Annotated in this window: 20 protein-coding genes; 13 read left to right on the plus strand and 7 right to left on the minus strand. The window is 69.8% G+C overall.

Going from position 1 to position 22,301, the window contains the following annotated elements; all coding sequences use genetic code 11:
* The coding region (lhgD, locus tag ON37_RS18950) for an L-2-hydroxyglutarate dehydrogenase (protein ID WP_373282054.1) at positions 1-1,202 on the plus strand (1,202 nt) is incomplete at its 5' end.
* Between the two features lie 14 nt (positions 1,203-1,216).
* Here lhgD and ON37_RS18955 read toward each other — a convergent pair.
* Both ON37_RS18955 and ON37_RS18960 read right to left on the minus strand, forming a co-directional pair.
* Positions 1,217-1,486: a membrane protein gene (locus ON37_RS18955; protein WP_040721054.1), complete on the minus strand. Its 270-nt coding sequence runs from the start codon at positions 1,484-1,486 to the stop codon at positions 1,217-1,219.
* A gap of 12 nt (positions 1,487-1,498) precedes the next feature.
* Positions 1,499-3,220 (minus strand): sodium:solute symporter family protein, encoded by a 1,722-nt coding sequence (locus ON37_RS18960; RefSeq protein ID WP_245553262.1) that lies wholly within the window; start codon positions 3,218-3,220, stop codon positions 1,499-1,501.
* A gap of 202 nt (positions 3,221-3,422) precedes the next feature.
* On the opposite strand from ON37_RS18960, the gene ON37_RS18965 reads away from it, so the two are divergent.
* Genes ON37_RS18965 through ON37_RS18975 form a run of 3 tightly spaced genes read left to right on the plus strand, consistent with a single transcriptional unit; the run spans position 3,423 to position 6,153 of the window.
* On the plus strand, positions 3,423-3,974 hold the full coding sequence (locus tag ON37_RS18965; RefSeq protein WP_083893109.1) for a pyruvoyl-dependent arginine decarboxylase: 552 nt from the start codon (positions 3,423-3,425) through the stop codon (positions 3,972-3,974).
* Positions 3,956-4,615 carry a hypothetical protein gene (locus ON37_RS18970; RefSeq protein WP_245553263.1) on the plus strand — a complete coding sequence of 220 codons (660 nt, stop codon included), beginning with the start codon at positions 3,956-3,958 and terminating at the stop codon, positions 4,613-4,615. The genes ON37_RS18965 and ON37_RS18970 overlap by 19 nt, the downstream gene beginning before the upstream one ends.
* A complete protein-coding gene (locus ON37_RS18975) occupies positions 4,615-6,153 on the plus strand; it encodes a GGDEF domain-containing protein (RefSeq protein ID WP_245553264.1) in 1,539 nt (512 codons plus the stop codon). Before ON37_RS18970 ends, ON37_RS18975 begins: the two co-directional genes overlap by 1 nt.
* 230 nt (positions 6,154-6,383) lie before the next feature.
* On the opposite strand, the gene ON37_RS18980 is transcribed toward ON37_RS18975, so the two are convergent.
* Positions 6,384-9,593: an ATP-binding protein gene (locus tag ON37_RS18980; protein WP_040721055.1), complete on the minus strand. Its 3,210-nt coding sequence runs from the start codon at positions 9,591-9,593 to the stop codon at positions 6,384-6,386.
* A 182-nt stretch (positions 9,594-9,775) separates the two neighbouring features.
* Here ON37_RS18980 and ON37_RS18985 point away from each other — a divergent pair, with 182 nt between their 5' ends.
* The 3 genes from ON37_RS18985 to ON37_RS18995 are packed head-to-tail and all read left to right on the plus strand — an operon-like array spanning position 9,776 to position 11,897.
* On the plus strand, positions 9,776-10,414 hold the full coding sequence (locus ON37_RS18985; protein ID WP_040721057.1) for a DUF4097 family beta strand repeat-containing protein: 639 nt from the start codon (positions 9,776-9,778) through the stop codon (positions 10,412-10,414).
* 11 nt (positions 10,415-10,425) lie between these two features.
* The gene (locus ON37_RS18990) at positions 10,426-10,623 is read left to right on the plus strand and encodes a ferredoxin (protein WP_040721075.1); all 198 of its coding nucleotides are present in this window, start codon (positions 10,426-10,428) and stop codon (positions 10,621-10,623) included.
* 47 nt (positions 10,624-10,670) lie between these two features.
* Positions 10,671-11,897 (plus strand): cytochrome P450, encoded by a 1,227-nt coding sequence (locus tag ON37_RS18995; protein WP_040721076.1) that lies wholly within the window; start codon positions 10,671-10,673, stop codon positions 11,895-11,897.
* A 30-nt stretch (positions 11,898-11,927) separates the two neighbouring features.
* Here the strand turns inward: ON37_RS18995 and ON37_RS19000 are convergent, their stop codons facing one another.
* Together ON37_RS19000 and ON37_RS19005 are read right to left on the minus strand one after the other, a co-directional pair.
* Positions 11,928-12,707: a DUF6319 family protein gene (locus tag ON37_RS19000; protein WP_040721059.1), complete on the minus strand. Its 780-nt coding sequence runs from the start codon at positions 12,705-12,707 to the stop codon at positions 11,928-11,930.
* 132 nt (positions 12,708-12,839) lie between these two features.
* Positions 12,840-14,054, minus strand: coding sequence for an oxygenase MpaB family protein (locus tag ON37_RS19005; protein WP_040721060.1), 1,215 nt, complete (start codon positions 14,052-14,054; stop codon positions 12,840-12,842).
* Positions 14,055-14,283: 229 nt separating this feature from the next.
* Between ON37_RS19005 and ON37_RS19010 the strand changes: the two genes are divergently transcribed.
* The 3 genes from ON37_RS19010 to ON37_RS19020 all read left to right on the plus strand — a co-directional run bounded on the left by ON37_RS19010 (position 14,284) and on the right by ON37_RS19020 (position 17,314).
* A complete protein-coding gene (locus ON37_RS19010) occupies positions 14,284-15,069 on the plus strand; it encodes a maleylpyruvate isomerase N-terminal domain-containing protein (protein ID WP_040721062.1) in 786 nt (261 codons plus the stop codon).
* A 118-nt stretch (positions 15,070-15,187) separates the two neighbouring features.
* On the plus strand, positions 15,188-15,991 hold the full coding sequence (locus ON37_RS19015) for an SAM-dependent methyltransferase (RefSeq protein WP_040721063.1): 804 nt from the start codon (positions 15,188-15,190) through the stop codon (positions 15,989-15,991).
* A 30-nt stretch (positions 15,992-16,021) separates the two neighbouring features.
* Positions 16,022-17,314 (plus strand): sensor domain-containing diguanylate cyclase, encoded by a 1,293-nt coding sequence (locus ON37_RS19020; RefSeq protein WP_040721064.1) that lies wholly within the window; start codon positions 16,022-16,024, stop codon positions 17,312-17,314.
* Here the strand turns inward: ON37_RS19020 and ON37_RS19025 are convergent.
* Entirely contained in the window at positions 17,308-17,742 is a 435-nt protein-coding gene (locus tag ON37_RS19025; RefSeq protein ID WP_157171498.1) for a MerR family transcriptional regulator, read from the minus strand. The two genes, ON37_RS19020 and ON37_RS19025, sit on opposite strands and share 7 nt — an antisense overlap.
* A 179-nt stretch (positions 17,743-17,921) precedes the next feature.
* Between ON37_RS19025 and ON37_RS19030 the strand changes: the two genes are divergently transcribed.
* The 3 genes from ON37_RS19030 (at position 17,922) to ON37_RS19040 (ending at position 20,372) form a co-directional block, all read left to right on the plus strand.
* Entirely contained in the window at positions 17,922-18,806 is an 885-nt protein-coding gene (locus ON37_RS19030; RefSeq protein WP_245553265.1) for an MBL fold metallo-hydrolase, read from the plus strand.
* A 71-nt stretch (positions 18,807-18,877) separates the two neighbouring features.
* Positions 18,878-19,990, plus strand: a complete 1,113-nt coding sequence (locus tag ON37_RS19035; protein ID WP_051031783.1) for an aminotransferase class V-fold PLP-dependent enzyme — start codon at positions 18,878-18,880, stop codon at positions 19,988-19,990.
* A gap of 103 nt (positions 19,991-20,093) precedes the next feature.
* Positions 20,094-20,372 (plus strand): hypothetical protein, encoded by a 279-nt coding sequence (locus ON37_RS19040; protein ID WP_040721065.1) that lies wholly within the window; start codon positions 20,094-20,096, stop codon positions 20,370-20,372.
* Positions 20,373-20,383: 11 nt separating this feature from the next.
* Here the strand turns inward: ON37_RS19040 and ON37_RS19045 are convergent.
* On the minus strand, positions 20,384-22,301 hold a 1,918-nt coding region (locus ON37_RS19045), incomplete at its 5' end, for a LuxR C-terminal-related transcriptional regulator (protein ID WP_157171499.1).

Genomic DNA, 22,301 nt, shown 5'->3' on the forward strand with positions numbered 1-22,301 from the left:
TGACCATGGCAGAACAACGCGTCGGCATCATCGGCGCCGGCATCGTCGGGCTGGCGATCGCCCGGGAACTGACCCGCCGCCGGCCCGGCGCCCGAGTGATCGTGGTGGACAAGGAGGATCGGGTCGCGGCCCACCAGACCGGCCACAACTCCGGGGTCGTGCATGCCGGAATCTATTACGCGCCGGGCTCTTCGAAGGCCATCCTGTGCGCTCGGGGCCGGATGCTGCTCCGCGATTACTGTGCCGAGAAACAGGTGCCCTACGACGAGGTCGGCAAGTTGGTCGTCGCGATCACCCCGGACGATGTCGTGCGCATGGACGCGCTGGCCGAACGGGCCGAGGCGAACGGCGTCCCGGGGTTGCGGCGAGTGGACGCCGCCGGAATCCGCGAGATCGAACCGCACGCGGCCGGATTGGCGGCGCTGTATTCCCCGCACACCGCGATCACCGATTTCGAACGGGTAGCACGGGCTTTCGCCGACGACGTCACCGCTGCCGGCGGTGCGATCCGCCTGTCGTTCCCGGTCACCGCGATCCGCCGCACGACCGCGGGCATCGAAATCGGTTCGCCGGACGACACGGTGGTGGTGGATCGGCTGATCGTCTGTGCCGGGCTGCACAGTGATGCGGTATCCGGTCTGGCCGGCGACCGGCCCGGGCCGCGGATCGTTCCGTTCCGGGGAGAGTACATGCTGATCAAACCGGAGAAGAAGGATATGGTCCGCGGGCTGATCTATCCCGTTCCGGACCCTCGCTATCCGTTTCTCGGCGTTCACTTCACTCGCCGCGTCAACGGTGAGGTCGAGGTCGGGCCGAATGCGGTGCTCGCCCTGGCCCGGGAAGGTTACCGGCGCTCGGCGGTCTCCGGCTCGGATCTGCGGATGCTCGCCGGCTGGCCGGGAACCTGGCGGATGGCCCGGCGGCATTGGCGCACCGGAGTGCGGGAGATGGTCGGGTCGCTGTCGGCCCGCGCGTATATGGCGACCGCGCAACGGTATGTGCCCGATATCGGGGTGGCCGACGTGTTCCGGGCGGCCGCCGGGGTGCGCGCGCAGGCCGTCGATGCCGACGGCAGTCTCGTCGACGATTTCCGCATTCACCGGCTCGGGCCGATCACCGCCGTTCGCAACGCACCGTCCCCCGCCGCCACCTCGAGTATGGCCATCGCCGAATACGTGCTCGACACCATCGACGATCAGTAGGGGGCAGCCGCCCGTCAGGACTCCGCGGGCCGGTCGGGCACATCCGCGTCGGCGCCGGAGCTCGGCGGTTCGGCCTCGGTGAGCTCGCGGACCGGACGCAGCACCACCCACAGCAGGAAGGCCGCGGCCGCCGCCAGCATCCCCACCCCGGCCCAGAGGTTGATGTTCCAGCCGCCGGTCCGGACCCGGTCGGCCGCGGTGTCGTGGACGAGGGCGGTGACGACGAGGACGAGACCGTAGCACCCGAGCAGGGCGCCGACGATGGTGCGGATATCGAAAAGCATGGCGTCACTTCCTCATCCGACGAAAACATTCAGCGCGATCACGATGACCAGCGCGATTCCGGCCAGCAGTACCGGCCGCTGGTACCACGGCAGGGTCGCGGCCTCGGGATCGGTGAGCTGGGCCTTCGGCGTCTCCGAGTAGACGAGCCCGACGAGTTCCGCCGCGGGTTTGGGCGCCGTCCACAGACTCACCACGATGCTGAGCACGATGTCGACGACGAAGGCCACACCCGCGGCGACGAAACTCGCCCCCTGCCCGGACAGATGGAACACCTCGGTCTTGTTCAGGACGAAAATCACTATCGCACTGAGGGTTCCGAATACCAGCCCGACCCAGCCGGCGGTCGCGGTCATCCGCTTCCAGAACATGCCGAGGATGAAGGTCGCGAACAGCGGCGCGTTGAAGAACGAGAACAGCGTCTGCAGATAATCCATCATGTTCGAGAAACTGCCGGCGATGAACGCGGTACCGATCGCGATGGCGGTGGCGCCGACCGTGGCGAGGCGGCCGACGGTCAGGTAGTAGCCGTCGGGTTTGTCCTTCACCACGTACTGCTGCCACAGGTCGTAGCTGAACACGGTGTTGAACGCGGAGATATTGGCCGCCATCCCGGCCATGAAGGCGGCGAGCAGACCGGCCAGGCCGACGCCCAGCAACCCGTTCGGCAGCACCTCTTTCATCAGGTAGAGCAGTGCCTGGTTGTAGGTCGCATCGCCGCTTCCGGTCGCCTTCAGCTCGGCGATCTGGGGAATCAGCAGGGCGGCGACCATACCCGGCACGACCACGATGAACGGGATGAACATCTTCGGATAGGCGCCGATGATCGGGGTGCGGCGAGCGGCGGAGATCGAATGCGTGGCCAGCGCGCGCTGCACCTCGACGAAATTCGTTGTCCAGTAGCCGAAGGACAACACGAACCCCAGACCGAGCACGATGCCCGTCACCGACAGGATGTTGTTCGAGAAACCGCTGAGTTCGTTGCCCGGCCAGGAGTGCCACTGTTCGGAACCGTCGGGCTGGGCGGTCACCTTGTCCTTCAAACCACCCACACCGCCGATGCGATGCAGGCCCACCAGGGTCAGCGGCAGCAGCGCGGCGACGATGACGAAGAACTGCAGTACCTCGTTGTAGATCGCGGCCGACAGACCGCCGAGGGTGATGTAGGACAACACGATCACCGCGGCCACGATCACCGACACCCACAGGGGCCAGCCGAGCAGGACGTTGACGATCGACCCGAGCAGATACAGATTGACCCCGGCGATCAGCACCTGCGCCAGCGCGAAGCTCACGGCATTGACCAGATGCGCCCCGGTGCCGAAGCGCCGCCGCATGAATTCCGGCACGCTGCGCACCTTGGAGCCGTAGTAGAACGGCATCATGACCACGCCCAGGAACAGCATCGCGGGCACGGCGCCGATCCAGAAGTAATGCATCGTCGGCATGCCGTATTCCGCGCCGTTGGCCGACATGCCCATGATCTCGACCGCACCGAGATTGGCCGATATGAACGCCAGGCCGGTCACCCAGGCCGGCAGCGATCGACCGGACAGGAAGAAATCGATGCTGGACGAGACCCGGGCGCGGGCCATCAGACCGATGCCCAGGACGAAGACGAAATAGATGGCCACCAGGGCGTAGTCGACGGGCGCGGCATCCAGGCGGAGCTGATCGGCAGCCTCGACCACCGCCGCCGAACCGAACTGCCGCAGTGGCTGAGCAACGGGCTGCATACGGATCTCCTGTCGGACGAACCAGCGGTGACCAGGTCGCGGTGTGCCCGGATAGTAGCGCGCGACAGCGCATCTCAGGGGGCAGTCGGTTCCCCCCGCGCGGCGCGCGGCGATCGGGTCCGGCATGGTCGACAGGGCAATTCAACGAAAGTCAGGCCTCCAAAATGCAACACTGGTGGCCCCGGGAAGGATCGGACGATAGATGATCACGACACACACTCCGCTCGGCTCGCTCGGCCGTCGCGATCGTGACCACGACGAATCCGCAGCGCTGACCATCGAAGTCGGAACCGCGACCGGGACCGGCGCGACGGAGATCGCCGCCTTCGACGCCGCCCTGCGTGAACTCGGTGTGGGAGAGGCGAATCTGGTCCGATTATCGTCGGTGATCCCGCCCCGGGCACGGATACAGCGCACACCGCGGGTGCGCCGGCGGATCGGCTGGGGCGACCGCCTCTACTGCGTCTACGCACTCGCCCACACCCGCACACCCGACACCACCGCGGCCGCCGGCATCGGCTGGGCATTGCGCGCCGACGGTTCCGGCGCCGGCCTGTTCGTCGAGCACGTCGCCGAAACCCCGGCACAGGTCGAGGATCTCATCCATGCCAGTCTGGCCGAGATGACCGCCGCCCGGCCGGGGCGCTTCGGCCCGGTGCACAGCGCGACCATCCAGACCCGGTCCGACGGCCGCTCCGCATGCGCCCTGGCACTGGCCGCGTACGAGGCCACGGGATGGGGGCGCCCGGCGTGAGCGGAGAAGGCCCGGCGGCGGCAGCGTGCGTCACCACGGAGGGCCCGGCGGCGGCCGGGCGGGGCAGTGCGTACGCCGGCGTGGTGGTCACGGTCGAATCGGTGATCGCGCGGGCCGAGATCGAGGTGTTCCACACCCTCTACGAGCAGGCCTTCGGACCGCTTCGATCACGCGCGATCGCACGGCAAGTACTGCACCCCAACGAATTTCGCGACGAGATGTCCGATAACCGGATCGACAAGATCGTCGCGCGCACGATCGACGGCACCCCCGTCGGGCTGACCACCTTGACGCGGCATCTGGAGACGGTCCCGTGGATCAGTCCGGAGTATTTCGCGACACGATTTCCGCAACACGCCGAGCGCAATGCGATTTACTATGCAGGTTTCACCCTTGTTACCCCAACTGCGCGACACGGGGCGGCATTTCATGCCATGATCAGTACAGTTGTCCAGATCCTGGCGGCAGATCGTGCGGTCGTCGGCTGGGACATCTGCTCGTACAACAACTCTCAACTCTCGTTCGCCGACGCACTTCGCAATGCCGTCGGTGAACAGGCGAACGTGGAAGTCGCGGTCGAGGATTCGCAAACCTACTACGCGGCTCGGTTCATCGCCGAGGACGCGGACCAGGGGGGCTGATGACATCCGGCACACAGCACCACCACACCACCCGCATCCGGCCACCGCACTGGTCACCGGAGAAACGCCTGCGCACCGCCCTGGCCACGGTCGCCGTCGCTATCGTGGCGATGCTGACGGTCGCCGAATCGCCCGGTTTGTCCTTGACGGCAATGCTGTGTGTCGTCGCCGGCACGCTGACGATGATCGGGGTCGGCGTGCGACGACATCGGCCACCCACGCCGACGGCCTGGTACCTGCTCGCGGTATCGGGCATCTTGTTCGCCACCGGAACGGTGCTGCGCGATTTCACGGCCGACGGGATGCCGCCGCTGGACGACCTGGCGACGCTCGCCGGATACGCCGGAGTCGGGGTCGCCGCATTTCTGTGGTTGTGGCCGCGCCGGGCTACCTGCCAGCGCGAACTCGTGCTCGATTCCGGCCTGATCGCGCTCGGCGCGCTGCTCGCCTCGTGGACGTTCCTGATCTCACCGGTTCTGCACAACACCTCGCACTGGGATGCCGCGACGCTGATCATGGCGATCTATCCGGTGATCGATGCCTTGCTGCTGACGCTGGTCACCCATTCGGTGGTGACGTCGAGCCGCTCGGAGACGTCGCTGCGTCTCGTCCACGTGGGACTGCTGGCCATCCTGGTCGCCGACCTCGGCTACAACCTGCAGTCGGCGGGTGCGGTGCGGTTCGACGATCAACTGCTGTTGATGCCGCTGCTGCTGGCCTATGCGATGGTCGGCATGGCCGCGCTGCATCCCACGATGGTCACGCTCGGCGGCGCCCGGCGGGTACATCCGCATCGGTCCCGGCAGCGGGCCAGCGTGATCGCCGTGGCCCTGGTGGTCGCCTCGCTGGTCCCGACGGTCGGGGCCCGGGTGGGAACGATCGACCGCGTGGTGGTTTCCACCCTGCTGGCGACCCTACTGGTCGGTGTGCTGGTGCGCAGTGAACGGGCGATCGTGCGCAGTGCCCGCAGCGAACGCCGGGCGCAGTATCAGGCCGACCACGACATGCTCACCGGCCTGCTCAACCGCTCGGCCCTGTTGCGCACCCCGGCCCGGGATCGCGACCTGTGGACCGGGCGACCGATCTGCCTGCTGTTTCTGGACCTGGACGGCTTCAAGACCATCAACGACAGCTACGGCCACGCCGTCGGTGACGAACTCATCGCCAATGCCGCCGCGCGCATCCGGCGGGTGATCAGCCGCGAGGATGTGGCGGCCCGCTACGGCGGCGACGAGTTCGTCGTGCTCGCCGGGGCGAACCGCGCGGAGGCAGCGGTCCTCGCCGAGAAGCTGCTGGCCGCGTTCGGCAAACCCTTCGAACTGTCGGTCACCGAGGTCACCGTCAGCGCCAGCATCGGCATCGCGTGCAGTGGCCCGCGCAGCACCGACGCGACCATCTACGACCTGCTGCGCGAAGCCGATTCGGCGATGTACCACGCCAAGGATTACGGCCTCGGCTGCGCCTTCCACGACGACGTGCGGCATATTCCGCAGGCCGAGAGCCGGCGGCGGGCACGTCGGCACGAACCGGCGGTGTGACCGGCAGCTGGTCATACCGCCGCGGTCGGCCCCGCCCGCATGTGCGTGGTGCTCGTCATGAACGACACAGCGATCGCGGCCACCGGGCTGCGAAAGGCATACGGGGACAAGACGATCCTCGACGGGCCAAGGGGTCGTCAACCGGCTCGAGGTCATGGACGTCTCCCGCGGCGCGGTGCTGACCGGCCACGTGGTGGCCACCATGCCGACCCTGTGGTCGCGATCGACCTTCACGAAGCGAGCGTAGCCTCGGCCAATTCCTGCCAGCTCGCCCGCGCCCCCGCGGTCGTCGCCTCGGCGAACCGCTCGTCACCGAGGCGGCGTCGTGCCGTCTGCTCGATGCGGGCCGCATCCGGCTGGGCTCGGTCGGTGAGGCCGCGCAGCGCGGTGGCGGCAGCGAGCAGACGGGCAGCCTGTTCGGCGTCCTCGCAGCGCAACGCGAGGTCGGCGAGCCCGACCAGCATCTGGGCGATCGCCGTGGGGTGGCCGGCGGTGACCGCCGCCCGGAACGCCGCCGAGTGGTGTTCTCGCGCCTGCTCGGTGGTGTCGGCGAGATAACCGCGCAATTCGTGGATGGTCGCGTTGACCGTCGGCTGGTCCGCCCCGTTCCCCAGCAGGCTCGTCGCGAGTTCGATCTGGCGGTGCGCATCCGCGTGATCGCCGCGCCAGCGCGCGAGTTCGGCTCGCGCCAGGGCCAATTCGGCCTCCGCATCGGGCCATGCCGCCTGATCGGCGAACCGCTGGGCATCCGCCATCGCGGCCGCGCCGGCCCGGGAATCGCCCGACAACCAGTACAGCTGTGCCTGCCGAGCCCGCATCAGCACCGCGTCCTCGATCGCCCCGACCTCGGTGACGACGGCGATGGCCTGATCGAAAAGCTCACAGGCAGTGGCGAATTCCCCGCGGGTGGCGATCCGCATGGCCAACTCGCGCAACGCGAACGACATCCCCCACCGCTCGCCGAGCGCGCGGAACTCGTCGAGCGCCGCCTCCAGGCAGGCGTCCGCGTCCCGGCCGCCGTGCCCGAAGATGATGCGCATCTTCCCCATCTGCAGCCGGGCCAACGCCCGCACCCACGGATCGTCGTCGGCGAGTAGCGGTTCGAAGGCGGTGAGCGCTGCCTCCGGCCCGTCGAACATGCGCTCCAGCGCGGCGACCAACCCCAGCAGTGGATGACGGCCGGGGCCGGGCGGACTCGCCCGATATGCCCGGTGGATCCACTCCTCCACCTGGTATTCGTCGTTCGGACCGGAACTCAGGTAATTCACGATCAGGCCGTACACCATCGCGCGGGTGTCGTCCGCCTCGGATTCCGCGGTGTCGGCCCGGTCGTCCTGATCGTCGAGGCGGACCGCCGAGGTGATCAGCTCCAGCCCCTCGGCCTTGTGCCCGGCGAGCCACCAGTAATAGCCCGCGGCGGCGGCGAGCCGCATCGCCGCGGGGGCGTCGCCGGCCGCGAGCGCGCCGCGCATGGCGGCGGTGATGTTGTCGTGGTCGGCCTCCAGCCGGGCCAGCCATTCCAGTTGTTCGGTGCGGCGCAGCTGCGGTTCGGCGGTGGCGGCGAAGGCCGTGAAGTAGTCCAGGTGCGCGCGCCGCGCGGCCTCGGCTTCTCCGGATTCCACGAGCCGCTCGCGGGCGTACTGTTCGATGGTGCCGAGCATCCGGTAGCGCGGCACGGCGGGCCCCGAGCCGGTCTGCGGCCGGTCGTCCACCACCAGCAGCAGCGATTTCTCGGTCAGGGCGGTCAGCAGGTCCAGCACCTCCCACTGCTCGACCGCAGTGGTTCCGGCCGTCCCGGGCAGTGCGACGCACACGTGTTCGGCCGCTTCGAGATTCGCGCCACCGGAGAACACCGCGAGGCGGCGCAACACGATCCGTTCGGCCTCGGTGAGCAACTCCCAGCTCCAGTCGACCACCGCGCGCAGGGTGCGGTGCTGCGGGATCGCGGTGCGGCTGCCGCCGGTCAGCAGCCGGAACCGATCGTCGAGGCGGTCGGCGAGTTGCTCGAGCGACATGGTCCGCAGTCGGGCGGCCGCCAATTCGATCGCCAGCGGAATCCCGTCGAGGGCGCGGCAGACCCGGGCCATGGTCGACAGCGTGCGGCCGTCGGCGCCGAGGTCCGGACGGACGGCGCCGGCCCGATCCCGCAGCAGCGCCACCGCCGGGGCGGATTCGATCGCGTCCGCATCGGCGTCCGCAGCGGGCAGTGCCAGTGGTTCGACCTGCCACAGCGCCTCGCCGGTGATACCGAGCGGTTCCCGGCTCGTCACCAGGATCCGCAGGCGGCGGCATTCCCCGAGCACGCGGTGTGCGAAGGTGGCGGCGGCCTCGATCACGTGCTCACAGTTGTCCAGTACGAGCAGCGTCTCGCGCTCGCGCAGCGCCGCGACCAGCCGGTCGATCGGTTCCGCGTCCGGCGTGCCGCCCAGCAGCGCGTCCCGGAGCCCGAAGGCCGCCAGCGCCGATTGCGCGATGTCGCTACCGGTGCCGACCGAGGCCAATTCGACCAGCCAGGCGCCGTCCGGAAGGTCGTCGAGCAGGGTGTGCGCGGTTTCCACCGCCAGGCGCGTCTTGCCGGATCCCCCCGGTCCGGTCAGCGTCGTCAGGCGGTGTCCCGCGATGAGCTCGCGGACCGCGGCGATATCCGGGTACTTGCCGACGTAGGTGGTCAGCTCGGCGCGCAGGTTGGTCTTGCGGTCCTCGGTACGCGCGCCCAGCTCACCGCGCAGCAACGCCACGTGCAGGGCGGATAGCTCCGGTGACGGATCCACACCCAGTTCGTCGGCGAGCGCCGCGCGGGCGCGCTGGTACACGGTCAACGCCTCGTTGGCCCGGCCCGCGGCGCCCAGCGCGCGCATCAGCGCGGCAACCAGCCGCTCCCGCACCGGATACCGGGTCACCAGCTCACTCAGCTCGGTCACCAGTTCCGGGCCGCGCCCGAGGCGGACCTCGGCCTCGTAGCGGTCTTCGAGGGCGGCCAGATGCAATCCGTCGAGCCGGGTGATCACCGCGTCGACGGCCGCGCTGTCGGGAACACCGGCGTCCTGGAGTGCGGCGCCGCGCCACAGGTCCAGGGCTTCGCTCAGCAACTCGGCCCGCTGAGCATCACCGGCGCCGCGGGCCCGGTCGAGGAGCTGTTCGAACCGGACGGCGTCGACGGCCGCGGGTTCGATCGTGAGCCGGTAGCCGCCCGCCTGCGCATCGAGCGACCCGTTCGGCAGCACCCGCCGCAGCCGAGACACCAAGGCCTGCAAGGCGTTCGCCGCATCGGCGGGCGGCTGTTCACCCCAGATCCAATCGATCAGGGTCGTCTTCTGGACCGCGCGCCCCGGCTCGAGGGCGAGCACGATCAACAACGCCCGCAACCGGGCGCCAGGTACTTCCACCGAACCACCGTCGTCCGTTCGGATCTCGAGTGGTCCCAGCATCCCGATCTGCACCGGCCCATTCTGCCGTGGCCGATCCCGGCCCGGCGGCCCGGCCGTCCCCGGCGTGAAAACCGCGGCGACGGCCGCGTCGGCGGTCGTGTCAGCCGTCGTGTCAGGTCGCCATCAGGCCGCTGTCAGCCGGTGCGGCGAAGGTGTGGAACAGCAAGCGGTTCCACCGACACGAGGAGTTCACCATGTACACCTTCCAGACCCCCGAAGCGATCGCCGTCGCCGTCGACGTGCTCTCCGCCGACGTCACCGTCATCGCCTCCGACCGGACCGATTCCGTCGTCGAGATCCGGCCCGCCGACCCGGCCCGCAAGGGCGATGTGCGTGCCGCCGAACAGGCGCTGGTCGACTTCGCCGACGGCACGCTCACCGTGACCTCCCCGAAGAACTGGCGTACCTACACCCCCTTCGGCGGCAACCCGTCCATCACGGTGACCATCGAGGTGCCCGCCGGTTCCAGGGTGCGGGCCGGCGCCGGTGTCGGCCGGCTGGTGGGCGCCGGCGACCTCGGCGACTGCGAGTTCGAGGTCTCCGCCGGCGATGTGGTTGTCGAACGCCCGCTCGGATCGGTGACCGCGAAGGTGGCCAAGGGCGATATCCGCATCGGCGAGGCCGCGCGCGGGGTGCTCCGGCTGCAGACCTCGGTGGGCAACCTGGAGGTGGGTATCCGCCCGGGCAGCGCGGCGCGGCTGGAGACCGAGGCACCGAGCGGCACCGTGCACAACCACACCGACCCGGCCCCGGCGACCGGCGCGGACGTCGTGCACGTGTACGCGCGAAACACCCTGGGCAACATCATTATTCGCCAGGCCACCGCGGCGTGAGCAGCGAGCCGATGAAGCTGAACGTCGACCGGGAACGCTGCATCGGCGCCGGCATGTGCGTCCTGACCGCACCCGACATGTTCGATCAGGACGCCACCGACGGCCGCGTGGTGCCGCTGCGAACCGAGCCCGCGCCGGAGTGGGAGACGACCGTCCGCGAGGCCGTCCTCGTGTGCCCGTCCGGCGCCCTCACGGTCGCCCAGCCGTGAACCACCCGACCTCCCACTCCGCACCCGACCTGAACGAGGACACTGTGATGAGCTCGACAACCACCGTCCCGCACGGACTTCCGATGGACCGCGACGCCGGTCCCTTCGACCCGCCGACCGCGATCACCCGCCTGCGAGCCGAACGCCCGGTCAGCCCGCTGATCTTCCCCGACGGGCACCGCGGTTGGCTGGTCACCGGATACGACGCCACGCGTCAGCTGCTGGCCGACACCCGATTCAGCTCGCGCCAGGACATCGGGATCGTGCACGTGCCGTACGAAACTCCGGGCATGCCGGTACCGACCGAACCGTCCCCGCAGATTCCGGGCCTGTTCGTCGCGATGGACCCGCCGGACCACACTCGGCTGCGCCGCAAACTCACCGGCGCGTTCACCGTCCGGCGAATGAAACAGCTCGAGACGCATATCGCCGAGGTGGTCGAACAGCAACTCGACGCCGTGGCCCGCCTGACGCCACCGGTGGATCTGGTCACCGCATTCGCCCTGCCGGTGCCCTCGCTGGTGATCTGTGAACTGCTCGGCGTGCCGTATGCGGATCGCGCGACCTTCCAGGTCAATTCGGCGAAATTCCTGCTCCGGGACCAGTCGCTGACGGAGAAGATGGCGGCCTACGGCACGATGACCGGCTACCTGGCGGAGCTGGTCACGAGCAAACGCGCCGCCCCGGGTGCGGACATCCTGTCGGATCTGGCCCGTCAGGACGACCTCACCGTCGAGGAGCTCACCGGCATCGCCTTCCTGCTGCTGCTCGCGGGCCACGAGACCACGGCCAACATGCTGGGTCTGGGCGCCTTCGCGCTGCTGGAGCATCCGGACCAGCTGGCGGAGCTGCGCGCCGACCCGAGCCTGATCCCCGATGCCGTCGAGGAACTGCTGCGGTATCTGTCCGTAGCCGACATCTTCTACCGCTATGCGACCGAAACCATCGAACTCGGTGGCGAAACGATCGAGGCGGGGTCCACGGTCGTCGTCTCGCTCTTGGCGGCCAACCGCGATCCGCGACGGTTCGACAACCCGGACACGCTGGACGTCCATCGCAGCGCGCGCGGGCTCGTGTCCTTCGGGCACGGCATTCACAATTGCCTGGGTCAGCAACTGGCCCGGATCGAGATGCGGGCCGGCTTCGCCGGACTGTTGCGGCGGTTCCCGACCCTCGAACTCGCCGTGCCCGCCGACGAGGTGCCGCTGCGCAGCGATATGAACATCTACGGCGTCCACGAACTTCCGGTCACCTGGACGGAGTCGGGGCAGTGACCCGGCGGCCCGCCGACGAACCCGCCCGGGTTACCCCGACAGTTCGTCGAGCAGCCGGCGGGCCTGTTCCAGTTCGGCCTGGAGCTGTTCCACCTTGGCGCGCTGCGTGTTCCGTACCGCTTCGAGCACCGAATCGACCACCTCGGAAACCTCCGGATGCAGCAGCTTCGCGGCCTGGGCGACCGACGCCCCCGCGACCGACAACCCCTTGATGGTGCGCTTCTTCCCGTGTACGACGTCGACGGTCCATTCGCCGTCGGCCGTGCCGGACAGGGTCACCGTCACCTCGGGGGCCTTGTTCTTGCGGGCGGCGGCGGCCGGCTTCTCCCGGGCCGGGCGGGCGGCCGGAGCGGCCGGCTTCGCCGTCGGCTTGGCATCCGAAACCGGCTGCGATGCGGCCGGTTTCGGGGCGCCCGCCGAGCGGTCGGACGGGGCCGGCGCCGATGCGGGGGTGGCCGGTGCGGGCGCGGTCGACGACATGCTCACTGCGGTGTCCTTCCTCGGTGCCGGCCGGGACGCGCCGGCGGTCTCGGATGTGGTGGGGCGCTTGTCCTTGCGGGCGGGCTTGGCCAGTGTCACCTCGGTGGGCGAGAACGACATGACATCCTTCGACCCGGTCGGCCGGATCTGCAGGAAGTCGCCCTCGGCGGGATCGCCGAGCGCGATCACCTTGCCCGATCGCCCTTCGGATACTCCCACCGCCGCCGGTGTGAACCACACCATGGGTGGCCGGCCGTCGGCGAGTTCGGCGGCTATCTGTCGTATCTCGGTGTCGGACAACGGTTGCGGCTTGGTGCGAGGGGACGACATGGTGCACTCCGGGCGGGTTCGTAGACATCTGCGTGCCAAGAGCATGCCCGATGGCACCGACAAGTCCACATCGCCGGTGATCCGCGACCGGCACCGCGGACTCCGGCAACGACGCGGCAATCGTCCGGTGGCTCAGGCGGCGGGCTGGACGTGCCGGGCCGAATCGCCGATGACCGCCTGCTCCGCGCCGACCAGCAGGCGCAGGAAGGCCTCCTGTTCCCGTCGGCCCCGCGCGGCCGCCCGCTCGGCGCCACCGGGCAGCAGCGCCGCGCCACTTCGACCGAGGTTCACCGGAATTCGCAGCAGCGGGTACCACGGCGGCATGTACGCCGGGAGTCCCAGCTGCCGCATCGCGGACGGACCGAGGAAGGTCGACGCGACCGACAGATGCTGTGCCCGGGCGATCCGGCCGCGCAGCGCCGGGAAATTGCGATAGTGCCAGCCCAGCGGGTCGTCGGCCATCGGCATCGCCAGTTGTGGAGTGGTCTCGTCGGGGTGGGTGATGGCGGTCATGCAGTGATACAGAATGCGCACCGCGTCGGTGAACCCGTCGGGCAGCCACTCCTCGCGCACCCCGATCAACCAGCCCACATAGCGGGTCAGATGCGCACCGGCGTCCAGGTCGGCCCGGCGCGGCAGGATGCCCATCGGCATCGCGCCCACGAAGGGAGCGATCAGGGCGCCCACCAGGGTGGCCGCCATGTCGGTCTGATTGATCGGCACGCCCCATTCCCGTTCGTCCCAGTCCGGCAGCGCCGCGACGTGCCGGCGGACGAACGCGTGGATCAGCCGCACCCGCATCGTCGACCGGTACCCCCGGCCGAGCGGTCGCATGCCGTCGTCGGAGGTGACGTCGAGCGCCCACTGCAATGTTTCGGCGAACCGTTTCGCCGGACCCTTCTCCAGCGCGCCCGTCCGGATCAGGGTCTTGTTGAAGCCCGAGGCCAGATAGCCGCCCAGCAGTGAGACGTCCCGGGCGATGTAGATCCCGTCGGTGCCACCCATCCGGAATACCTGCTCCGCGCGGCGGATTCGTTCCCAGTCGACCCAGTCCGGCACCGCTTCGTAGCGGGTGAAGAAGTCGCGCAGCGGGCCGGGGGCCTCGGGTACCGCGGCGATCCCCTCCCGCAGGATCCGCTCGAACAGCGGCCGGGTCCGGTCGGTCCCCTCCGCGACCATCCAGTCCACCAGCCGGTCCATCGGCTCGTCGCCGACCAGCAGAGCCTGCCCGAGCGCATCCCACTGCCGGGGCGAGGGCGGCCCGATCCGCAACAGCGCGGCGAACGGACGCAGGCCCGGAACCTTGCGCGGGGTAGCCGGATGCCGATGCGGGACGGTGGTGCTCATCGCTGCGCTCCTCACACCGCACCACGATGTGCGGCTGTGTCCGGTGTGTGGGGTGGCGCGCGGCGGCACCACCACGACACGGGGGTGTGAGTCAAAGTTAGAAAAGTTATCGCAGTGTGTCAACGAACGGAACGGATCCGCCGAATCCGCAGACGTGCTGGCTCCGGGCAGCCACGAACCGGTAACCTGCGCTTTCCATGAGGAGTTCGGTACTCGCCGGGGCCGGCCGATGAGTTCGCGGTTCCTGCCCGGCCTGGCCGCGGAACGCGAAGCGGTCGTCACGTTCTGTGCCGAATTGAGCGACGAGCAGTGGGCCGCGCCCAGTGCCGCGCCGGGCTGGTCGGTGGCGGAGGTCGTCATCCACATGACCACGCTGGCCCGGGCATTGCTGACCCCGAGCGCCGCCGCCATCCTCGCCACTCGTGATCTGGAACGCCTCAACGACCAGCTGGTGGACGAAAAGCGCTCGCACACCACCCGATTCGTCCTGCCCGAGTTCGAGACCTGGTCGCGGCGGGGCGCCCGGGCGCTGTCGGTGTTCACCGCGCCGGGGCTGCGCCGGATCCAGCTTCCGCTCGGTGAACTCGGCTGGTACCGCCTGGATCTGGTTCCGGCGATGCTGATCTTCGACTGGCACACCCACCTGCGGCACGACATCGCCCCCGCGCTGGACCTGCCGCCGCCCGCCACCGACCCACTACGGATGACCGCGATCCTGACCTGGCTGACCGTCCTGCTGGAACGCTCGCACCGCGAAGCCCTCGCCTGGCTCGACGCGCCGGTCGCGTTGACCCTCACCGGCCCGGGCGGTGGCACCTGGCGGATCGAACCGCGATCCGGACGCCTCCGGGTGCGTCCCGGCCAGGCCGCGGGCGCGGCCGCCCATATCGCGGCGCTGGCCCTGGAGTTCCCGCAATGGGGTACCCGCCGGCTGCCGTGGCGTGCCGGAGCCGTGGCGATCACCGGTGATGCCGAGCTCGGCGCGCGGGTGCTGGACTCGATCAATCTGGTGTGAGCCGGTGCACGCGTAGCGGCGGCCGAGGCCGGGCTGGGCGTACAGTGAGGCGTCACAAGATCGGCGCGGGGCCGCCCGGTCCGGCGAGCCGGTCGTCGATCGGCAAGAGGGGTTTCGAGTGGACAGGCCAGCATGGGCGCCCGAAGGCGTGGATATTACCCGACCCAGTCCGGCCCGGATGTACGACGCCCTGCTCGGCGGTTCGCACAATTTCGAGATCGACCGGCGCGCCGCGGCGGAGGGCCGCCGGCTGGTCCCGGATCTGCCGCGGCTCGCCCTGAGCAACCGGGCGTTCCTGCGCCGCGCCGTCCGCTTCCTGATCGATTCCGGGATCCGGCAGTTCCTCGATATCGGATCGGGCATTCCGACCGCCGGGAACGTACACGAGGTGGCGCAGGCCCTCGACCCCTCGGTCCGGGTGCTCTACGTCGATATCGACCCGGTCGCGGTCACCCACTCGGCCACCATCCTGCGCGGCAACGATCGCGCCGGCGCGATCGAGGCCGATCTACGCAAACCCGACGAGCTGCTGACTCGCGCCCGGGCGACCGGATTGATCGATCTCGATCAGCCCGTCGGTCTGCTGCTGGTGGCGGTGCTGCATCTGCTGCAGGACGAGGAGCGTCCCCGGGATATGGTGGCCGCGCTGCGCGATGCCGTGGCGCCCGGCAGCTATGTGGCGATCTCCCATCTGTCCTCGGCGCAGCGGCCGGATGCCGCCACCCGTATCCACGAGCAGTCGACCAGCGGCGTCGGGATCCGCTTCCGCGACCGGGCGGCGATCACCGAGATGTTCACGGGTTGGCAGCCGGTCGATCCGGGAGTGGTGGAACTACCCCTGTGGCGTCCGGAGTCCGAGCGCGACCTGCACGAAACCCCGGGGCGATCATTGGGTTTGGCAGGCGTGGGGTACAAGGCCTGACAGGGTTCGAGGGATAAGGGGTGGCGCAGGGTGGGTTCGCAGGAGTTGGCGGTGCGATGGGCCGACGCGCTCGACGGAGTGGTCGCGCCGACACTCACCCGAACCCAGATCGAGGCGCTGCTCACCGGCCTGTGTGAGGAATTGCTGGGCACGCTGCGCGGCACCGTCGATCTCGAGGCCGCGCGGCTGGCCGCCGCCTCGCTGGTGGCGGCGAACTACCGCGACGAGGCGGCGGTGAGCCGGTCGGTCTCGATGATCTGCCGAGATATGGTCGCCGAGATCTGCCCCGGCCCGGATTCGCCCGGCTACGAGGTGGTGCGCGACCGCGCGGTGACGGTGGCGGGCGAATTCGCCGCCGGATTCACCGCCGCCCTGCGAACCGCCGCCCTCGGCGAACAGGAGACGACCCTGAGCGCGGCCCTGGCCGCGGTGCGCGAGGAGCAGGCCCGCCGCCAACTGTCGGAGGCGCGGTTCGCCGCCATCTTCGCCGGCGCCTCGGTGGGCATCGGCACCATCGACGCGAGCACCGGAAAAGTGCGCGACGTCAACGCCGCCTTCGCCGAAATGCTCGGCGTGCCCGCCGAATTGATCGTCGGTCGCTCGGTGGCCGAAGTACTCGGCGCGGACAATCTCGGCGAGGCGTACGAGCGGTTCCAGCAGTTGCTGACCGGCAACCTGGACCGGTTCCGGCTCGAGACCTCGCTCACCCGGCCCGACGGGCATCATTCCGATATCGACCTGTCCATGTCGGTGGTGCGGGACGCGAACGGCAGCGTGCGCTTCCTGATCGGCGTGGCCGTGGACATCACCGAGCGCAAAGCGCTCGCCGATCGGCTCTGGTACGACGCCCACCACGACGACCTCACCGGCCTGGCCAACCGGTCGCTGTTCTTCGAGCGCCTCGCCCAGGCCCAGCCGCCGATCGGACTGTGCTATCTGGACCTGGACGGATTCAAGGAGATCAACGACGACTACGGCCACACCGTCGGCGATCGGGTCCTGCGGACGGTGGCCGCGCGGCTGGGCGCGGCAGCCGAGCCGGACGGGCTGGCCGCGCGCATCGGCGGCGACGAGTTCATCGTCCTCATCGATCGCTGCGCCGGTGAGGAGCAGTTGACCGCGATGTCCGACCGGCTGATCGCGGCGCTGGCGCAGCCGGTCACGGTCGCGGACCATTCGATCTCGGTCGGTGCGTCGGTCGGCACCGCCCTGGTCAGCCGCCGTCCCGAGGCTGTCGACGACCTCATGCACGCGGTGGATACCGCCATGTACCGCAACAAGGCGGCGCGACAGCGATCCGGGCGGTCTCGCCAGCATCAGTGAACGGCGCGCTCCCGAAGCGTCGACGCCGCCACCCCGCCGTGCTCGGCGACGAAACCCGCGCAGTCGGGGCATTCGGCGATGATCGGATGGCGGCACTCGGCGATATGCGCGAGGAAACGGTCGGTGGCTCGGAACAGTTCGATACGCCGGCGCACCTGCTCGCGTTCGGCCGAGATCAGGGCCCGCCGGGCCGCGCGTCCGGATTCGCCCAGCTCGCGGATCCGGCTCAGCGACATACCGGTGCGCTGCAACGTCCGGATCATCCGAGCCCGGTCCAGGGCTTGCCGGTCGTAGCAGCGATGTCCGGACGGGCTGCGCGCGGGGTGCAGCAGACCCATCGCTTCCCAATGGCGCAGCACGTGCGCTTCCACCCCGAGCAGCGCCGCGGCATCGCCGATCTTCAGCGCGGTCGTTCCGGGATCGGGCACCTGGCACTCCGTCACGTCGGTTTCCATCGGTTCGCGCCCTTTACTTCATGTCGACCTGAAGTTTTATGGTGCCACGGCCCGCGGACGAACCCGTCGCCCGCGACCGATCACAGAACGGATGTGCCGCCATGCCGGATCCGGTACGAAGCCCCAGTATCGTCGAATGTTGCAGTGCCGCAGTGGGTTCGGTGCGCGGATTGGTGTTGCCCCGCCGCCCCGACCGGCGTTTCCTGGCGTCGATCGTCGATGCCGGACTGCCGACGCCACGGACTACCGTCCGGGTGCGGGCGCTGCCGCAGGTGCCGCGGTCGGTGCCGACGGCGGCGGTGGTGGAGGGCACCTTCACCCCGCGCCGGATCGACAATGCCCTCACCGCCTTCGTCGTCGAACATCCCGAGGCGCGTTTCGTGGTCGACCCCGGTGTCTGCCTCGACGCCGAGCACCGGGCGATCACGCAGCTCCCGGCGGTGCTGCGGGTGGCGGTGCGCCCACCCGCCGATACCGTCGCGACGGTCACCGCACTGCGCGAGCACTCCCCCGCCGCACTCGATTTCGCGCTCCCGACCCATGCGCACTGGGACCACGTCTGCGGACTGCTGGATCTGCCGGATCTGCCCGTGTACCTGCATCGGGTCGAACACCGCTGGGTCACGGCCGGACCGATCGCTCCGGTCGGCGGGGTGCGCGATGCGCTGCGGGAGCGGCCGATCGTCGAGTACGACCTCGACGGCCCGCCGGTGCTGACCTTCACCGCAAGCCACGACCTGTTCGGCGACGGCGCGGTGGTGCTCGTCGACCTGGCCGGCCACACTCCGGGCAGTATCGGCGTCCTGGCGCATACGGCAAGCGGCTGGGTGCTGCTCGCCGGAGACGCCGCCTGGCATCTGCTCCAGATCGAGCGGATCCGCCAGAAGTCCGCGTACCCGGGGGGTTTCGCCGATCACGACCGCGAACTGACCTTTCGCACGCTGCATCGCCTGCATCTGGCGCGAGCGACGGTCACCGTGGTGCCGACCCACGACCATGCGGCCGCCCGCGCGTTGGGCGCGCCGGAACCCGCCTGAGGAACCGGAGCGGTCCAGCGACCGTCCGGTGGCTATGGACCGCGAGACCGCGGCCTGGCGACGATGACGGTATGACTTCCACGGCACCCGTCCCCGCCCTGGCCGCCGGCGAATTCGATCTGGACACCACCTACCTCGACACCGCCTCCTACGGCATACCGCCGGCGCGAGCGTTCGCGGCCGTGCGGGAGGTCCTCGACGGCTGGGCGAGTGGCCATCGCGCCCCCTCCCGATACGACGACCGGGTGGACCGGTTGCGCGCCGCCCACGGCCGGCTGCTGGGTGGGGCGAACCCCGAGGATGTGGCGATCGGCAGTTCGGTGGGTGGCCTGATCGGCCCGGCCGCGGCCGCCCTGCCACCGGGTGCCGAAGTCCTCGTCGCCGCAGGCGATTTCGCTTCCGTGCCGAACCCGTTCCGCTACCGCGGCGATCTGCGGGTGCGGACCGTGCCGGTGGCCGATCTGGCGCGGGAGGTGCGTCCGGACACCGCGCTCGTGGCGTGCAGCCTTGTCCAGTCGGCGGACGGCCGAACCGTCGATCCGACCGAATTGCGGGCCGCGACGCGAGCCCACGACGCCCTGCTGCTGTTCGACGTCTCGCAGGCGGCCGGCTGGCTGCCGCTGCGCTTCGCCGACGCCGACATCTGGGTGTGTGCCGGCTTCAAGTGGCTGCTGGGCGCCCGCAGCGTCGCCCTGCTGGCGATGCGGCCGGAAATCGCGGAGCGGCTGCGGCCGCAGTCGCCGGGATGGTACGCCGCCGCCGACCGGTGGGCGGAAATGTATGCGCCGCAACGGCTTGCCGATACCGTACGGCGGTTCGACGCCACCCCCGACTGGCTGGGTGTGGTCGGCGCCCTGGCCGGCGCCGAGCTGCTCGAGGAGCTGACGGTCGAGGCCGTCCACGCCCACGATCTGGCTCTGGCGAATCGGTTCCGCGCCGGACTGGCCGAACTGGGACTGTCCGCCGTGCCGGGTAACGCGCCGATCGTCTCGCTTCCGGGTGCCGCCGCGGCGGCCGAGACCTTGGCCGCGGCGGGCATCGTGACCACGGCGCGGGCGGGCGCCCTGCGGGTGTCGTTCCACCTGCACAACGACTCCGACGACGTGGATCGAGCGCTGAAAGCGTTGGGCGACAGCGAGATCCGGCCCGCCACCGGAAGCTCCCTTCCCGGGCCTGGGAACTGAGCACGGTTGAAAAACCGGTGCGGCGGGCCGTTGACTAGCGCTACATTCGAGGTCTGCCCACCGGCGATTCGCCGGCCGGGGCGCGAAGCCGAAGGAAGTGCGCATGAACGGCAACCGGGGGAAACAACTGCTCGCGGCGACGGCGGTCGCGGGCACGCTGGGGCTGCTGCCGGCGATCGTCGCCGCGCCCGCCCAGGCCGACCACGACAGTGGCGGGCGCGGCACCAGCCATGGCATTTCCGACGATCGCGGTAGCAGCCACGACATCTCCGAGGACCGCGGTAGCAGCCACGGCATCTCCGAAGACCGCGGTAGCAGTCACGAACTCGGCAACCGCCCCAGCGAGCGCTGGTGCCCGCCCGAACAACACGCCTGCGCCTGACCTCGGATCGCTCAGGAGGTCCGCCGCAACCGGCTCGGCGGCTGCCGCGATTCCGCGCGCACCCGCTCGCGAAGCTCGCCGGGAATGCGGTGGATGATCGCCGAACGGTCCGCTGCCGCCAGTTTGCGGCGAATGGTCGCCACCTGCGCGTCCACGGTCCGCACCGAGGTGCCACGGCGGACCGCGACGGCGCTGTTGGTCCAGCCGGCCGCCACCAGGATGGCGATATCGCGTTCCGCGGGTGAAAGCTCGTGCCAGTGTGTCTGTTTCGGATCCGTCCCACCGTCCTCGACGACGGCCAGGCGGCCCAGGAAGTACTGCTGCAGCTCGCACTCCTCCGGACGTAACCGGGTGCCGCGCAGCACCGCCGCGCCATAGCGCTGCGGTCCCAGCACCGCCGTCGCCGCGGCCCGTGCCGCGTGTGACCCGTTCGCCACCAACGGCACCCGATCCGACGCGATACCCATCGATCGGTGCAGGGCCGCGGTACCCCCCTGCAGATAGGCGATCTCCAGCGCCTCCGCCACCAGATCGGCCGGACGAGAGCAGGATTCGAGCCGCCGCTGCAGGATCGTGGCCAACGCGATCGTGCAGTAGTGAATGATCCACCCGGCGGTCCAGGTGTCGCCCCGTTCCAGGTGTGCGGCCACCGCCACCCGGCCGCGCCTTACCGCCTCTTCCGGATCGCCGTAGCGGACGGCGGCGACCAGGGCCGCGAACTCCGCCCAGGAGACCGCCCAGGGCGCATCCGTCTGGGCGGCATTGTCCAGATGCCACCGCACGACCCGCTCGGCCTGCTCCGGCGGCGCGAGACTCGCAGCGGCCAGCACGGTGAACAGCTCGCTGCGCTGACGGCCGCCCCGATCGCCGACGGCGGCGAACTTCTCCCGCGCCCGGGAGAGCACATCGATCGACCGCAGATCCAGGTGGATCAGGAAAAGTTCCAGACCCCAGGTGAATTCGACCACGGCCGGCAGGCCGATGTCGGTGGCGGTGTGCTCGCGCCATTCGCGGCGCAGCACCGGATCGGTGAGATATTCGGCCGCGCATTCGTCGAGCAACCGCGCCGTGTAGTCGAAACGCCCCTGCCACACCGCGATCCAGCCGATCAGCGCCTTGGCCGAAATGCGCAGAGCGGACAGCGCCGGATCGTCGCCGATCACCTCCAGCGCGCGCTCGCACAATCCCGTCACGGCCCGGTTCGCGCCGGTGAGGAAGGGGACGCGCAGCGCCATCGCCACCGTCGCGATCTCCAACGCGACCACCGCCTCGGCGGGATCGGTGACACCGGTCTCGATGGCCAGCAGCACGTCGTCCCAGGCCGCGCGGACCCAATCGATCCACAGCATCTCGTCCGGCCCGTACCACATCGCCTGTCCGGCAACGACCTTGTCCCGGAAGTAACGGCGGTGGCGGGCCAGCAGGCACGCCTCCGACAGCGCGCCGGGACCGTCCGGACGGGCCCGCAGCCGGCTGCGGGCGAATACTCGCACGCTCTCCGGCAGGAAGTACCGCACGGATGTGGCCGTCATCCGGGTCGCGACCAGTGACCGTTCCACCAGGCGCTGCAGGGTGGCGGCGATCGCCGGTTCGGGCAGTTCGTCGTCGGCACAGACGGCGGCGACGGCACTGTATTCGACCCCACCGCAACGGGTCTCGTCGTCGCCGGGATCGAAACCGGCCGCGAACACCGACATTCGATCCAGCAGCAGACGTTCGGCGGGCGTGCACAGCCCGTAGGACCATGCGATCACATCACCGACGCTACGGTGCCGCTCCTCGGCCCCCGCGCGCACGCTCGACGACCACCGCATCCGAGCATCGGAATGGTCGCCGGTCAGATCGCGCAGCACCTCGGTGGCCGGCCGGTACCGCAGGCGAGCCGCGGCCAGCCGGATGAACAGCGGGTTGTTGTCCACATGCCGGCAG

The organism is Nocardia veterana NBRC 100344, assembly GCF_000308855.1.
Classification (GTDB): domain Bacteria; phylum Actinomycetota; class Actinomycetes; order Mycobacteriales; family Mycobacteriaceae; genus Nocardia; species Nocardia veterana.

Excerpts from the sequence above, each read along its gene's own strand:
- ON37_RS18955 (WP_040721054.1), bottom strand. The coding sequence starts at position 1,486 with ATGCTTTTCGATATCCGCACCATCGTCGGCGCCCTGCTCGGGTGCTAC.
- ON37_RS18960 (WP_245553262.1), bottom strand. The coding sequence starts at position 3,220 with ATGCAGCCCGTTGCTCAGCCACTGCGGCAGTTCGGTTCGGCGGCGGTG.
- ON37_RS18965 (WP_083893109.1), top strand. The coding sequence starts at position 3,423 with ATGATCACGACACACACTCCGCTCGGCTCGCTCGGCCGTCGCGATCGT.
- ON37_RS18970 (WP_245553263.1), top strand. The coding sequence starts at position 3,956 with ATGGGGGCGCCCGGCGTGAGCGGAGAAGGCCCGGCGGCGGCAGCGTGC.
- ON37_RS18975 (WP_245553264.1), top strand. The coding sequence starts at position 4,615 with ATGACATCCGGCACACAGCACCACCACACCACCCGCATCCGGCCACCG.
- ON37_RS18985 (WP_040721057.1), top strand. The coding sequence starts at position 9,776 with ATGTACACCTTCCAGACCCCCGAAGCGATCGCCGTCGCCGTCGACGTG.
- ON37_RS18990 (WP_040721075.1), top strand. The coding sequence starts at position 10,426 with ATGAAGCTGAACGTCGACCGGGAACGCTGCATCGGCGCCGGCATGTGC.
- ON37_RS18995 (WP_040721076.1), top strand. The coding sequence starts at position 10,671 with ATGAGCTCGACAACCACCGTCCCGCACGGACTTCCGATGGACCGCGAC.
- ON37_RS19000 (WP_040721059.1), bottom strand. The coding sequence starts at position 12,707 with ATGTCGTCCCCTCGCACCAAGCCGCAACCGTTGTCCGACACCGAGATA.
- ON37_RS19005 (WP_040721060.1), bottom strand. The coding sequence starts at position 14,054 with ATGAGCACCACCGTCCCGCATCGGCATCCGGCTACCCCGCGCAAGGTT.
- ON37_RS19010 (WP_040721062.1), top strand. The coding sequence starts at position 14,284 with ATGAGTTCGCGGTTCCTGCCCGGCCTGGCCGCGGAACGCGAAGCGGTC.
- ON37_RS19035 (WP_051031783.1), top strand. The coding sequence starts at position 18,878 with ATGACTTCCACGGCACCCGTCCCCGCCCTGGCCGCCGGCGAATTCGAT.
- ON37_RS19040 (WP_040721065.1), top strand. The coding sequence starts at position 20,094 with ATGAACGGCAACCGGGGGAAACAACTGCTCGCGGCGACGGCGGTCGCG.